This window comes from Paenibacillus glycanilyticus NBRC 16618 (assembly GCF_004000805.1).
In the GTDB taxonomy this organism is placed as follows: Bacteria; Bacillota; Bacilli; order Paenibacillales; family Paenibacillaceae; genus Pristimantibacillus; species Pristimantibacillus glycanilyticus.
On sequence record NZ_BILY01000040.1, the window covers coordinates 1 to 13,906 of the forward strand.

At 52.0% G+C, this 13,906-nt stretch carries 13 protein-coding genes; 12 read left to right on the top strand and 1 reads right to left on the bottom strand.

Annotated elements, in window-relative coordinates; all coding sequences use genetic code 11:
- The first annotated feature begins 635 nt into the window (after positions 1-635).
- The 8 genes from PGL01S_RS24790 to pssA all read left to right on the top strand — a co-directional run bounded on the left by PGL01S_RS24790 (position 636) and on the right by pssA (position 9,213).
- Positions 636-1,097, top strand: coding sequence for a CtsR family transcriptional regulator (locus tag PGL01S_RS24790; protein ID WP_127497435.1), 462 nt, complete (start codon positions 636-638; stop codon positions 1,095-1,097).
- 39 nt (positions 1,098-1,136) lie between these two features.
- On the top strand, positions 1,137-1,661 hold the full coding sequence (mcsA, locus tag PGL01S_RS24795; RefSeq protein WP_127497437.1) for a protein-arginine kinase activator protein McsA: 525 nt from the start codon (positions 1,137-1,139) through the stop codon (positions 1,659-1,661).
- Between the two features lie 64 nt (positions 1,662-1,725).
- Positions 1,726-2,763 carry a protein arginine kinase gene (mcsB, locus tag PGL01S_RS24800; protein WP_373864170.1) on the top strand — a complete coding sequence of 346 codons (1,038 nt, stop codon included), beginning with the start codon at positions 1,726-1,728 and terminating at the stop codon, positions 2,761-2,763.
- 3 nt (positions 2,764-2,766) lie between these two features.
- Entirely contained in the window at positions 2,767-5,220 is a 2,454-nt protein-coding gene (gene clpC, locus PGL01S_RS24805) for an ATP-dependent protease ATP-binding subunit ClpC (RefSeq protein WP_127497441.1), read from the top strand.
- A 165-nt stretch (positions 5,221-5,385) separates the two neighbouring features.
- Positions 5,386-5,742, top strand: coding sequence for an antibiotic biosynthesis monooxygenase (locus PGL01S_RS24810; protein ID WP_127497443.1), 357 nt, complete (start codon positions 5,386-5,388; stop codon positions 5,740-5,742).
- Between the two features lie 185 nt (positions 5,743-5,927).
- Complete coding sequence (gene radA / locus PGL01S_RS24815; RefSeq protein WP_127497445.1) at positions 5,928-7,295, top strand: DNA repair protein RadA; 1,368 nt, start codon at positions 5,928-5,930, stop codon at positions 7,293-7,295.
- Positions 7,296-7,305: 10 nt separating this feature from the next.
- Positions 7,306-8,382: a DNA integrity scanning diadenylate cyclase DisA gene (gene disA, locus PGL01S_RS24820; RefSeq protein WP_015847254.1), complete on the top strand. Its 1,077-nt coding sequence runs from the start codon at positions 7,306-7,308 to the stop codon at positions 8,380-8,382.
- Between the two features lie 87 nt (positions 8,383-8,469).
- Positions 8,470-9,213: a CDP-diacylglycerol--serine O-phosphatidyltransferase gene (gene pssA / locus PGL01S_RS24825; protein ID WP_127497448.1), complete on the top strand. Its 744-nt coding sequence runs from the start codon at positions 8,470-8,472 to the stop codon at positions 9,211-9,213.
- 158 nt (positions 9,214-9,371) lie between these two features.
- On the opposite strand, the gene PGL01S_RS24830 is transcribed toward pssA, so the two are convergent.
- On the bottom strand, positions 9,372-9,767 hold the full coding sequence (locus PGL01S_RS24830) for a nucleoside triphosphate pyrophosphohydrolase family protein (RefSeq protein WP_127497450.1): 396 nt from the start codon (positions 9,765-9,767) through the stop codon (positions 9,372-9,374).
- 149 nt (positions 9,768-9,916) lie between these two features.
- Here PGL01S_RS24830 and PGL01S_RS24835 point away from each other — a divergent pair, with 149 nt between their 5' ends.
- From PGL01S_RS24835 to gltX, 4 genes are read left to right on the top strand one after another with little or no spacing between them, the layout of a single operon-like run.
- A complete protein-coding gene (locus PGL01S_RS24835) occupies positions 9,917-11,008 on the top strand; it encodes a PIN/TRAM domain-containing protein (protein WP_127497452.1) in 1,092 nt (363 codons plus the stop codon).
- Positions 11,009-11,057: 49 nt separating this feature from the next.
- Positions 11,058-11,768 carry a 2-C-methyl-D-erythritol 4-phosphate cytidylyltransferase gene (gene ispD, locus PGL01S_RS24840; protein WP_127497454.1) on the top strand — a complete coding sequence of 237 codons (711 nt, stop codon included), beginning with the start codon at positions 11,058-11,060 and terminating at the stop codon, positions 11,766-11,768.
- Positions 11,765-12,253: a 2-C-methyl-D-erythritol 2,4-cyclodiphosphate synthase gene (gene ispF / locus PGL01S_RS24845; protein ID WP_127497456.1), complete on the top strand. Its 489-nt coding sequence runs from the start codon at positions 11,765-11,767 to the stop codon at positions 12,251-12,253. Before ispD ends, ispF begins: the two co-directional genes overlap by 4 nt.
- A 31-nt stretch (positions 12,254-12,284) precedes the next feature.
- Positions 12,285-13,748: a glutamate--tRNA ligase gene (gene gltX / locus PGL01S_RS24850; RefSeq protein WP_127497458.1), complete on the top strand. Its 1,464-nt coding sequence runs from the start codon at positions 12,285-12,287 to the stop codon at positions 13,746-13,748.
- Positions 13,749-13,906 lie beyond the last annotated feature (158 nt).

The window sequence follows — 13,906 nt, forward strand, 5'->3', positions numbered from 1 at the left end:
TGAAGAGCCTGTCGCATTACGCGGCAGGCTTTTTGTTTCTGCATAGTTATCAACGGTTCATCCACAACCTGAACAGCTGATCCACATTGGGATCAAGCTGCTTTTTTGTTTTGCTATCCACATGTGAATAGTCACTCAATTACAACTTCTCTTTATTTTGTTGATGAAGTTGTGTATAAATCGTGAAAATCCCCTATTTTACGCATGATTTCGGTCTGGATAACTGAATAACCCCGTGGATAGACAACGGCCGCCTGCCAAATAGTTACCGACTTCCCTCCTTATCTTGTTTATAAACTCCCTGCATTTGTTTAATAACAATATAGAGCCTTTAGCTTGCTCGACTTTAAGCGCACCGTTTATGCACAAATGTGAGTAGTCCGTGGATGAACGGCTTTAAAGACAACTGCAGCTGCGCGTTAATGCGGAGGACTGTGTATAAATCGCATCCAACCGCACCATGCTAGATAATGGCGATAGTTTGATTGTTAAATTATCTGAAAATTGAAATTCCATGTATTGACCTTTCCTGATTTTTGCGTATAATAAAGTTAAAGTCAAAGAAAGTCAAAGTCAGTTGGGGCAGCATTTCCACAAATGCATCCACAGCTCATGTCGCCAGGAGGTTGGTAAATTTGCGTAACATTTCCGATCTCATCGAGCAGTACTTGAAGCAGATGTTGCAGGAAAGCCCGGAAGGCGCCGTTGAAATTCAACGCAATGAACTGGCAGACAAGTTTTCCTGCGTTCCGTCGCAGATCAACTATGTAATTAGTACTCGGTTCACTTTGGAGAAGGGATACATGGTTGAAAGTAAGCGCGGCGGCGGCGGTTATATCCGCATTCAGCGGGTAGATTTGCCGGCGCTTAAGACGATTCAATTCCATATCCATCAAACGATTGGCGATTGCGTCGAGCAAAGCGTGGCGGAGGGGCTGATTTATCAGATGGAGGAGGCAAGACTAATTACGAAACGGGAAGCGAACCTGCTTCGGGCCGCGGTTGACCGCGAGACCATTGCTGTCAAGCTGCCGCTTCGCGATGAGATCAGAGCCAGGTTATTACGCTCCATGCTGATATCTTTATTAGCCAAATAAGCGCCTGAGAAGGTTACACCGGAAGGGAGGGGATTCGGCTTGATTTGCCAAGAATGCGGCAAGAAGCCGGCAACGCTTCATTTTACGAAAATCGTGAACGGTGAAAAAACCGAATTTCACATCTGTGAGTCCTGTGCGAGGGAACGGGGAGAAGGCATCCCCGGCGCTCCAAACGGGTTCTCTATTCACAGTCTGCTGTCGGGCCTTCTCGATTTTGATCCGAGCAGTACTAACGGCGTGAACAGCGCCAAGCAACAGCAGATGATCCGCTGTGACAACTGCGGGTTAACGTATACGCAATTCAGCAAGATCGGCAGGTTCGGCTGCAGCAACTGCTACCGTCAATTTACCGAGAAGTTAGATCCTCTGCTGAAACGTGTACATGGCAATACGGTCCATGTCGGTAAAATTCCGAAGCGTTCCGGCGGCCAAATTCAGTACAAGCGAGAGATTGAGCAATTGCGGCGGGATTTGCAAAGCCGCATCGAACGAGAAGAATTTGAAAGCGCGGCTCAGATTCGTGATCGAATCCGCGAGCTGGAGCGTAAAATAGTAGAACTGTAAGGCGCACGAAGGAGGTTTACTCTTGGCTAGTCATCGTTTCTCTGAGCAAGCGTTAAGCGATTGGATGAAGGGAGTTGGACCTGACTCGGATATCGTCATTAGCAGCCGAGTACGCATTGCGCGAAACTTGAGGCAGTTTCCATTCCCGATGCTTGCCACCAATCAGCAGTCGCTTGAGGTCATGAATCAGCTTACTGCAATAGGGCAATCCGGCAAGCTGGATCCGGTAGGACATTTCGAAACGATTATTTTATCGGAGCTAAGCGAGCTGGAAAGACGGGTATTGGTGGAGAAGCATCTGATTAGCCCTAATCTGGCTAACGAGTCACGCGGAGGGGCGATCATTCTAAGCGAGAACGAATCGGTCAGCATCATGATCAACGAAGAGGATCATCTTCGTATTCAGTGCCTGTATCCGGGCTTTCAAGTCAAGGAGGCTTGGACGCTGGCGAATCAGATCGATGATATTTTCGAGGAAGAAACCAATTACGCGTTCGACGAGAAGAGAGGGTATTTAACCACTTGTCCGACGAATGTGGGAACGGGAATACGAGCATCGGTTATGATGCATTTGCCGGCGCTTGTGCTTACGCAGCAGATTAACCGAATTTTATCGGCTGTCACGCAGGTCGGCCTCGCTGTCCGGGGAATGTATGGCGAAGGCAGCGAAGCGCTGGGGAATCTGTTCCAGATATCGAATCAGATTACGCTGGGACAGACGGAAGGCGAAATCATCGATAATTTGCACGGGGTAGCCAAGCAGATTATCGAGCACGAGAGAGTAGCCCGCCAAAGGCTGATGTCCGAGTCACGGCTTCGAATTGAGGACCGGGTAAGACGCTCTTACGGCATTTTGTCTTATGCGGCGGTGATGGATTCCAAGGAATCCGCGCAGCGGCTGTCCGATGTAAGGCTAGGCGTCGATCTGGGGCTTCTGGATCACGTCACGAGCCAATCTTTGAATGAATTAATTGTAATGACTCAGCCCGGGTTTCTGCAGCAGACGTTCAACGAGAAGATGAGCGCCGATCAGCGGGATTACCGCAGGGCCGAATTAATCCGCAATCAATTGCGGAGTCAAACCGAGCATGGGGGTGCATGAAACATGATGTTTGGACGATTTACGGAGCGAGCGCAAAAGGTTCTTGCCTTGGCGCAGGAGGAAGCGGTTCGTCTTGGTCACAATAATATTGGTACGGAGCATATTTTGCTCGGCCTTATTCGCGAAGGGGAAGGCATTGCAGCGAAGGCATTAATCGGGCTTGGTCTTGGACTTGAGAAAATCCAGGACGAAGTGGAGGCTTTGATCGGTCGCGGTCAAGAGCAGCCTACTAACATTGCTTATACGCCTCGCGCGAAAAAAGTTATCGAGCTGTCGATGGACGAAGCAAGGAAGCTTGGCCATACGTACGTAGGCACGGAACATATCCTGCTTGGTCTGATTCGCGAAGGAGAAGGCGTAGCAGCCCGGGTACTGAACAACCTTGGCATCAGCCTGAACAAAGCGCGCCAGCAAGTCCTGCAGCTTCTGGGCAGCAGTGAAGCGGTATCCAGCAGCCATGGCTCTCCATCCAATGTGAGCACGCCAACGCTGGACGGCTTAGCCCGTGACCTGACCGCTTATGCCCGCGAGGGTAATCTGGATCCGGTTATCGGCCGCAGCAAGGAAATCGAGCGCGTTATTCAAGTGCTCAGCCGCCGTACCAAGAACAATCCCGTTCTGATCGGCGAGCCGGGCGTAGGTAAAACCGCCATTGCCGAAGGTCTTGCCCAAAAGATCATCGCCAACGAAATTCCGGAGACATTGCGCGACAAACGCGTTATGACATTGGATATGGGCTCCGTTGTAGCCGGTACGAAGTATCGCGGCGAATTCGAAGACCGCTTGAAAAAAATCATGGATGAGATCCGCCAAGCCGGCAACATCATCCTGTTCATCGATGAGCTTCATACGCTGATCGGTGCAGGCGGCGCTGAAGGCGCGATTGACGCCTCCAATATTCTGAAGCCTGCGCTTGCCCGCGGCGAGCTGCAGTGCATCGGCGCAACAACGCTGGATGAGTACCGTAAATACATCGAGAAGGATGCCGCGCTGGAGCGCCGTTTCCAACCGATTACGGTCGACCAGCCATCGCCGGAAGAGGCCATCCAAATTCTTCACGGCCTGCGTGACCGTTATGAGGCTCACCACCGCGTAAAAATTACGGATGATGCAATCGTGCAAGCCGTGAAGCTGTCCGATCGTTACATTACGGACCGGTTCCTGCCGGACAAAGCGATCGATCTGATCGACGAGGCAAGCTCGAAAGTGAGACTTAACTCGTATACGGTACCGCCTAATCTCAAACAGCTGGAGAACCGTCTGGAGGATATCCGCAAGGAGAAAGACGCGGCGGTTCAAAGCCAGGAATTCGAGAAAGCGGCAGCCCTTCGCGACACGGAGCAAAAAATCCGCGAAGAGCTCGACGTAACGAAGAACCAATGGAAGGAAAAACAAGGCCGCACCGATTCCGAGGTAACGCCTGAAGATATCGCGCAGGTTGTGGCAAGCTGGACGGGGATTCCGGTCAGCAAGCTGGCGGAGGAAGAAACCGAGCGTCTTCTCAAAATGGAAGACATTCTGCATGACCGCGTAATCGGCCAAGAAGATGCGGTTAAAGCGGTATCGAGAGCCATCCGCAGAGCGCGCGCAGGCCTCAAGGATCCGAAACGCCCAATCGGCTCGTTCATCTTCCTTGGTCCTACCGGGGTAGGTAAAACCGAGCTGGCCCGCGCACTCGCGGAAGCGATGTTCGGCGACGAGAACGCGGTTATCCGCATCGATATGTCGGAGTACATGGAGAAACACTCCACGTCCCGTCTCGTCGGAGCGCCTCCGGGATATGTCGGCTACGAAGAAGGCGGTCAGTTGACCGAGAAAGTACGCCGCAAGCCATATTCCGTTGTCCTGCTCGACGAAATCGAGAAGGCGCATCCGGAAGTATTCAACATCCTGCTGCAAGTGCTGGAAGACGGCCGTCTGACCGATTCCAAAGGCAGAGTGGTTGACTTCCGCAACACGCTGATCATCATGACCTCGAACGTAGGCGCGGATCAAATCAAACGCAATTCTTCGCTTGGCTTTACAGCCGTGCAGGATTCGGGCCGCGAGTTCAATCAAATGCGGGATAAAGTGATGGCAGAGCTGAAGAAGAGCTTCCGTCCGGAGTTCCTGAACCGGATCGACGAGACGATCGTGTTCCACTCGCTGGAGCAAGAGCATATCGCTCAAATCGTTACGCTGATGTCCGAAGAGCTTCGCAAACGGCTGCGCGAGCAAGAGGTGGACTTCGTTCTCACCGATGCCGCCAAGGCGTTCCTTGCGAAGGAAGGCTTCGATCCGCAATACGGTGCACGTCCGCTGCGCCGTGCGATTCAGAAGCACATCGAAGACCGGATCTCGGAGGAGCTCTTGCTTGGCAAGATCCGCAAAGGCGATTCCTTCACGATCGACGAGAAGGACGGCGAGCTGACCGTTAACAAATCCGAAGCTGTCTCGGAAGAGCCGGCTGCAAAATAAGCAAGGATCAACCAGGCTGCCTGAGCGAGGACTCTCTCGCCGGGCAGCTTTTGTTTTATCTGATCTATTTGACAATGAGAATCATTATCGTATATGCTTGAAGCAATGATGTTTTAGCGATAAAGGTTTTAAACATAGAAGCTTCGGAAGATGGAGGGACTTGCGATGATCGTTGTAACGAATACGATAAAAGTAAAAAAAGGCTACGGGGAAGAGGTAGCGGAGCGATTCGAGAAGACAAAGGGCATAGAGCAATCGGCTGGCTTCGTTCGCATGGAGGTTATGCTGACCGAAGGACTAGCCGACTACGATGAGCTGAAGGTAAGCACGACCTGGGAGACCAAAGCTTCCTTCGAAGACTGGGTGAACAGCGATTCCTTCCGTCAGGCGCATGCCCATAAGGGAAATAAACAAGCGGACGGCGGTAAAGAAAAGGATGCGGAAGGCGAGCGTATTATGCTTGGCTCCCAGCTTACGACGCACTGGATTCTCGTATCCAGGGATGCTGCGGCAATCTCGTAATTTTTGCAGCTTATACTTTTGCATCATTTAACAAAAGCTTTCTTTATTCCGATGCTGGGATTAAGGAGGCTTTTTTTGCTGACTGGAACGTATTGGTCCGTACATTAGTTCGTAAGAAGGGGTTTATACCCTACGGATAAAATGGTAAACTTTAAAATGGTAACGCTTGTTAAAAGGAGCCTTGTATGGCAAAGATAAAGCTAAAGTTTGTATGTACTGAGTGCGGGACGGAATCGCCGAAATGGCTGGGGAAATGTCCGGGCTGCCAGTCTTGGAATACGATGGTGGAGGAAAAGGAGACCGTTATCAAGACACAAGGTGTCGGTCTTCGCATGGCTCAGACGAAAGAAAAGCCGCAATCCATCATACATATAGAAAGTGGGCAGGAACCGCGTATCGAAACACGGTTGCAGGAGCTTAACCGGGTGCTGGGCGGAGGCGTTGTGCCAGGCTCGCTCATTCTGGTTGGTGGAGATCCCGGAATCGGAAAATCCACGCTGCTGCTGCAAACCTCGCATGCATTAGCCTCCAAAGGGCTGAAGGTGCTGTATATTTCCGGAGAAGAATCCGTCCGGCAAACGCGTCTTCGCGCTGACCGGCTTGGTGCTCTCACGGAATCCCTTTTTGTCCTTTGCGAGACAAACATGGAGCAAATCAACGATGCGATTGAGTCGGTCCAGCCGGACTTTCTCGTGATCGACTCCATTCAGACGGTGTACGATCCAAACGTTCAGTCCGCTCCGGGCAGCGTAGCCCAGGTAAGGGAATGTACCGCTCACTTCATGCGGGTAGCGAAGATCAAAGGTATCGCTACCGTGCTTGTCGGGCATGTCACGAAAGAAGGCGCAATCGCGGGTCCTCGTCTCCTGGAACATATGGTCGACTGCGTACTTTATTTCGAAGGAGAACGGCATCATACTTACCGGCTGCTCCGGGCCGTCAAGAACCGGTTTGGTTCCACCAATGAGATCGGCATATTCGAAATGGGCGAAGAGGGTCTCCGCGAAGTGGCCAATCCGTCAGAGCTGTTCCTGTCGGAGCGCCCGCTCGGCGTATCCGGCTCTACGGTTGTAGCCAGCATGGAAGGAACCCGCCCCGTGCTGGTTGAGCTTCAGGCGCTTGTCGCAGCAACGAATTTCCCTTCGCCGCGGCGGATGTCCACAGGGATCGACCATCACCGGATGGCATTAATTATTGCGGTATTAGAGAAGCGGATCGGCATGTTTTTGCAGACGCAGGATGCCTATTTAAATGTAGCGGGCGGCGTGAAGCTGGATGAGCCGGCAGTTGACCTTGCCGCTGCTGTCTCGCTCGCATCAAGCTTTCGCGATGCGCCTACGCGCCCCTATGACGTTATCTTCGGCGAAGTAGGCCTGACGGGCGAGGTTCGCGCCGTATCCCGTGCCGAGCAGCGGGTGAAGGAAGCGGAGAAGCTTGGCTTCAAGCGGGTTATTATGCCGGAGAAAAGCTTAAAGGGCTGGAAGCCGCCGGAAGGCATCGAGATTATCGGCGTGAGTACGGTAGCAGAAGCGCTGTCCGCGGCACTTGGATAGGGGGCAAATGATGAAGGAACAAAGTCAGCTAGAAATAATGAACCAGCTTTTGCAATTAGTCGCACCAGGTACCCCGTTCCGTGACGGGCTTGATAATGTGCTTCGGGCCAAAACGGGTGCGCTGCTTGTTGTCGGGTACAGTCCCGAAGTAATGGAGGTCGTGGATGGCGGCTTTTCCATCAATTGCGATTTCTCGCCTAACTATTTGTATGAGCTCGCCAAGATGGATGGAGCCATTATCCTGAGCGAGGATATGAAAAGGATCTTGTATGCGAATACGCAGCTTATCCCGAACAACTCGATTTCTTCGATCGAGACCGGTATCCGGCATCGTACGGCGGAGCGGGTAGCGAAGCAGACCGGCAAGCTTGTCGTATCGATCTCGCAGCGCCGGAATATCATTACGCTGTACCAAGGCAATTTGCGTTATTCGCTCAAAGAGATGGGCGTTATATTAACGAAGGCCAATCAGGCGATTCAAACGCTTGAGAAATATAAGGTCGTACTTAGCCAGTCGCTCACCAACCTGTCCGCGCTTGAATTCGAGGAGCTGGTGACGCTGCAGGAAGTGGCGCATGTCGTGCAGCGCGTCGAAATGGTGCTGCGCGTCAAAATGGAAATCAAACGTTATGTCACCGAGCTGGGTACGGAGGGCCGTCTTATCGCCATGCAGATGGAGGAGCTTGTTAACGGCGTTGACGAAGACGCCTGGTATCTGCTCAAGGATTATGCCAAGGATAATACCGACGACAAAATCCGCGAAATCCGTGCGGCGCTCAAAAAGCTAAGCGCGGAAGACCTGCTGGACGCACCTCCGATCATACGTCTTCTCGGCTACACGCATACCGCCGCCATGGTGGAGGAAGCGGTGTCGCCGCGAGGCTTCAGGCTGCTCAATAAAATTCCTCGTCTTCCATTAATTATTATGAATAATCTGATCGAGCGTTTCGGTAGACTGCCTCATATTTTGATGGCAACCATTGATGAGCTTGACGAAGTGGACGGTATTGGAGAGGTTCGCGCGCGTGCCATCAAGGATGGTTTGAAGCGGATCCAGGAGCAGATGTTCATTGACAGACAAATTTAAATCTCATACAATGGATGGAATGTGTACCGTATTCCAAACATACATTAGTAAACGGTTTTAGGGCATAGTAGAGAAGAGGTGGAATAGATGATCACTAAGTCGATACCGAGCCTTCTCACGGTCGGAAACTTATTCTTAGGAATAGCCGCCATTATTCTCGTGTTTAATGAAAAGCCGGAAACAGCCGCGATGATGGTTATTATCGCAATGCTGCTTGATGGCGTGGACGGCCGTGTAGCACGTGCGCTGAACGCGCAAAGCGAGTTCGGCAAAGAGCTCGATTCGTTATCCGATGTGATCTCGTTCGGCGTGGCGCCGGCTTTTATTATGTATGTCGTTGCCTTTCAAGAGCTTAACCCGACCATTGCCTGGATTATTACCGCGCTGTTCCCGATTTGCGGAGCTTTGAGACTGGCGCGATTTAACGTGGTAGCCGGGAAACCGGGTTACTTTATCGGCCTTCCTATTCCTGCTGCCGGAGGCGTGTTATGCACGCTTGCGCTGTTCCAGGATGATATTGCAGTTTCGGTCTTGTTAGCGAGCACCTTGGTACTGTCCTTGCTTATGGTTAGTACGATTAAATATCCGAATTTCAAGAAAATAGGCATCTCAAAGAAAGCCATCTGGGCCATTCCTTTTGTTGTGGCGTTGGCTGTTTTTCTTGGAATCCAATTCCCTGACCAGCTATCTAAAATTATCTTTGTACCTATGCTGTTATATGCGCTTTACGGTCTAAAAAAAAACGTTGACGGCCGCATGAAGAAACGCGTCCGCAAACGCCGCGGCAAAGATGCGCAGGATGAGAACGTGCAGTCCGAGACGACAGCGTAAAAATGCCCCACAAAGTGAAGCAAATGCTCTGGAGCGTACTCCGAGTACTTTGCGGGGGCCCCGGTATGAAGACCGGATAAACCTAGAGAATAAAAAGAAGGAGCTGTTCCCTGCACTCGTCATGAACGAGGCAAGGAGCAGCTCCTTTTTTTCGCTTATTACGTTAAATTAAACAATCCGAGAGTAGAACATTTATCGTATTCTTTGGCGACAACTTCGTCTAATTGAATATCAAGCAGATTGCACATGGCGGTCATGTAGAACAGATTCCGTCCGAGCTCGGATTTGAGCACGTCGCGGCAAGATTCGCATACATGGCCTGAGATATGGCTCTGAAGCGTAGATTTGGCACTCTCGAGATTCGGTTCGTCTGCATACTCTTGCTTGCGCGCATTGAGTTCAATACAACCACAGTCCGTTACGGCCTTCGTTACCGCGCGGTTAACGGATGCGCCGGACTGACCAAACTTGGACATGACGTCCAGCAGGCTTCGATGTCTAAGCAATAGTTCGGATACTTGCTGCTGGAATTGTTCCAGTGTAGGAGCACTCATCGATTCCACCTCTTTCATCAGCTTCATCTGCTATAACTGCTAATTCCATTATAAGCATACCTTGCCATCATTTCAAAATGAAAAATCATTCACGAACCGCCGTTTAGCCCGTCCATTATTGGAACATAATTGTAATGGAGGTGGTATTTATGATGAAACGAATTATTCAAATGGCCGGTCTATTATTTGGAGGATTGGCTGGGCTCGAAGTAGAAGGCAGAACGAATAGCATAGAAGGCTGGACGCAATCGTCGCTTGGTATTTGGCAAGGAACTAGCATGTATTATTTCGCGATTGGGGCACTTTTTGGACTTCTTGTTGCGAGCATGGCTGCGGGGCGAATCATTAAGTTTATGCAGCGCGGTATTGATCAAACGGCCGAGATGCCGATGAAGGATCTGCTGGCAGGCGGCGGCGGGCTTATCGCGGGATTGTTCTTGTCCGCGCTTTTGTACCCGGCGGTAGCTAAGCTTGGCGGGCCGGGGCTGTTGATTCCGGCAGTGATGTCTCTTTTCTTCGGTTACTTGGGGCTTCGAATCGGACTTGGGAAGAAGGACGAGCTTGCCGCAGCGGCATCGGCGATGCTGGAGCAGCGCAAGGCAGTTCCGGTGGCAGACGAAGTGGGCGGCTTTGAAGAGCATAAAATTTTGGACACCAGCGTCATTATCGACGGACGGATTGCGGATATCTGCAAGACCGGATTTATCGAAGGCACTCTCGTGATTCCGGAATTCGTGCTGGAGGAGCTGCAGCATATCGCGGATTCTTCGGATCTGCTAAAGCGTAACCGGGGACGCCGCGGACTTGATATTTTGAACAAAATCCAAAAGGAATTAGATGTTCGGGTGCTTATCTACGAAGGAGACTTTGAAGAAATTAGCGAGGTAGACAGCAAATTGGTCAAGCTGGCGAAAGCCCTTAAAGGCAAGGTCGTTACCAATGACTTCAACCTGAATAAGGTATGCGAGCTTCAAGGCGTATCGGTATTGAACATCAATGACTTGGCAAATGCAGTGAAGCCCGTCGTCCTGCCCGGTGAAGAAATTATCGTACAAGTTATCAAGGACGGCAAAGAGCATGGACAAGGCGTCGCCTATCTGGACGACGGCACGATGATCGTTGTGGAGGGCGGACGCGATTATATCGGCACCACGATGGAAGTTCTCGTAACGAGCGTTCTGCAAACATCGGCAGGCCGAATGATATTTGCGAAGCCGAAGCTGTTGGAAAAAGCGCTGTAACCTTGTATAGTAGGGAGTAGTTGTTTATACGTACGAGGGAGATTAGGCGATGAATGCACATTGGGGAGCGGTTGTCGTTGCGGCCGGACGCGGCTCGCGGATGGGAACCAAAGAAAGCAAGCAGTATTTGCCGCTGCACGGAAAGCCGATTCTCGTGCATACGCTGGAATTGTTCCAGGCGATGGACGAGATTGCAGATATAGCGCTTGTAGTTGGAGCGGATGACGTGGAACGCTGCACCGGGCTTGTAGAAGAATACAAGCTTGGCAAGGTGACGGCCGTGGTAGCCGGGGGAAGCGAGCGCCAGCATTCGGTCTTCGCGGGGATCAAGGCGTTGTCGCCGGCTGCCGAATGGGTGATGGTGCATGACGGCGTGCGGCCGCTTGTTACGCAGAAGGCGATACGCGCCTGCTGCGAGAAAGCCGAGCAGAGCGGCGCAGCCGTCTTGGCCGTACCGGTCAAGGACACAATCAAACAGGTAGACGACACGGGTCTGATCGTTTCAACGCCGGACCGCCGAAGCTTGTGGGCGATACAAACGCCGCAAGCTTTTCGTCGTGATTTGCTGACCGCAGCGCATGAGCGCGCCGCGGAGGAGCATTTTCTCGGTACGGACGATGCCATGGTAGTGGAGCGGACAGGCGCGCCCGTCGTTATTGCGGAAGGCGATTACACGAATATCAAGATTACAACGCCTGATGATCTGCCCTGGGCAGAATTTTTGTTAGAGAAACAGAGGAGAGAGGAGAACAAACAATGATTCGAGTAGGACAAGGCTTTGACGTACATCAGCTGGTGGAGGGCCGTCCCTGCATTATCGGGGGCGTAACGATTCCTTACGAGAAGGGGCTGCTGGGCCATTCCGACGCGGATGTGCTGCTTCATGCGATTTCGGATGCCATTCTCGGGGCGCTAGGACTTGGCGATATCGGCAAGCACTTCCCGGACACTTCCGAGGAATTCAAGGATGCCGACAGCCTGAAGCTGCTTGAGCAGGTGTGGGCGCTGGCGAAGGAGCGGGGCTACAAGCTTGGCAACTGCGATTCGACGATTATTGCCCAACGTCCGAAGATGGCGCCCTACATCCCGCAGATGGCGGAGATTATCGCCCGCGCGTTGGAAGCCGACATCGAGCAGGTGAACGTGAAGGCGACGACGACTGAGCAGCTTGGTTTCACCGGCAGAGGCGAAGGAATTGCCTCCCAATCGGTTGTCTGCTTGATCCAGGATGTTATAATCAAGTAATGGTTTAGTTATACGAGAGGGGTTATTAGCGATGACACAAGAAGTGAGAGTCCGTTATGCACCGTCCCCGACGGGTCATTTACATATCGGTAATGCCAGAACGGCCTTATTTAATTATTTGTATGCGCGCAGCCAAGGCGGCAAATTTATTATCCGCATTGAAGATACCGACGTGAAACGGAACGTGGCGGGCGGGGAAGAAAGCCAGCTGAAGTACTTGAAATGGCTTGGCATCGACTGGGATGAGAGCATTGACATCGGTGGAGGCTACGGCCCATACCGTCAAACCGAGCGCCTTGATATTTATAAGGAATATTGGCAGGACCTGATTGACCGCGGCCTTGCTTACCGCTGCTATTGCACGGAAGAAGAGCTGGAGCAGGAGCGGGAAGAGCAGATGAGCCGCGGCGAGACGCCTCGTTACTCCGGACGCCACCGCAATCTGACGGAGGAGCAGCGCCAGGCGTTTGAAGCGGAAGGCCGCGTAGCCAGCGTTCGTTTCCGCGTGCCGGAGGGCAAAACCTTCGCTTGGGACGATATGGTTAAAGGCTCGATCAGCTTCGATACGGCGGAGATGGGCGACTTCGTAATCGTGAAAAAGGATGGCATTCCGACTTACAACTTCGCCGTTGTCATCGACGACTATCTGATGAAAATCAGCCACGTGCTGCGCGGCGAGGATCATATCTCGAACACTCCGCGCCAGCTGATGATTTACGAAGCGCTGGGCTGGGAAGCTCCTAAGTTCGCTCATATGACGCTGATCGTCAACGAGAGCCGCAAGAAGCTCAGCAAGCGCGACGAGTCGATCATCCAGTTCATCGAGCAATACGACGATCTCGGCTATCTGCCGGAAGCGTTGTTCAACTTTATTGCTTTGCTTGGCTGGTCGCCGGAAGGCGAGCAGGAGATTTTCACGCATGACGAGCTGGTTAACGTATTTACGGCCGAACGTCTGAGCAAGAGCCCTGCCGTATTCGATACGCAGAAGCTGAGCTGGATGAATGGCGAATACATGAAAAAGATCGACATCGAGCGTCTTGTCGACCTTTGCTTGCCGCATCTGCAAAAGGCTGGCCGCGTAGGCGAACAGCTGGATGCCGCTGACCGTGAATGGGTGTCGGCGCTTGCCGCCCTCTATCAAGAGAAGCTCCGCGCAGCATCGGACATTGTTGAGCTTACGGAGCTGTTCTTCCGCGATACGGTGGAGGATGAAGAGGAAGCCAAGGCAGTGCTTGCCGAGGAACAGGTGCCGGCAGTCTTGACGGCGTTCCTTGCCAAGATCGAAGCTAGCGAAGCTTCGGCCTTTACCGTTGACGGCATTAAAGACTGGATCAAAGCGGTTCAGAAGGAAACGGGCTTCAAAGGCAAGCAGCTGTTTATGCCTATTCGCGCTGCGCTTACGGGCCAGACGCATGGCTCTGACCTGAACCAATCGATCGCCTTGCTTGGCCGCGATAAAGTGATTAACCGCCTTAAGAACCGTCTGGGCTAAGCATTGCCTGGGCGGACAAGGTTGACAAGCGGTGTCATAAATTCCTTGTCACCCTTACGGGGATTCGCTATACTGTTACTAATTACAATTCGATGAATTAAAAAGCCATGAACAGGAAAAGTACGTTTTGCCGGATTTGCAGAGAGGACAATCAGCAT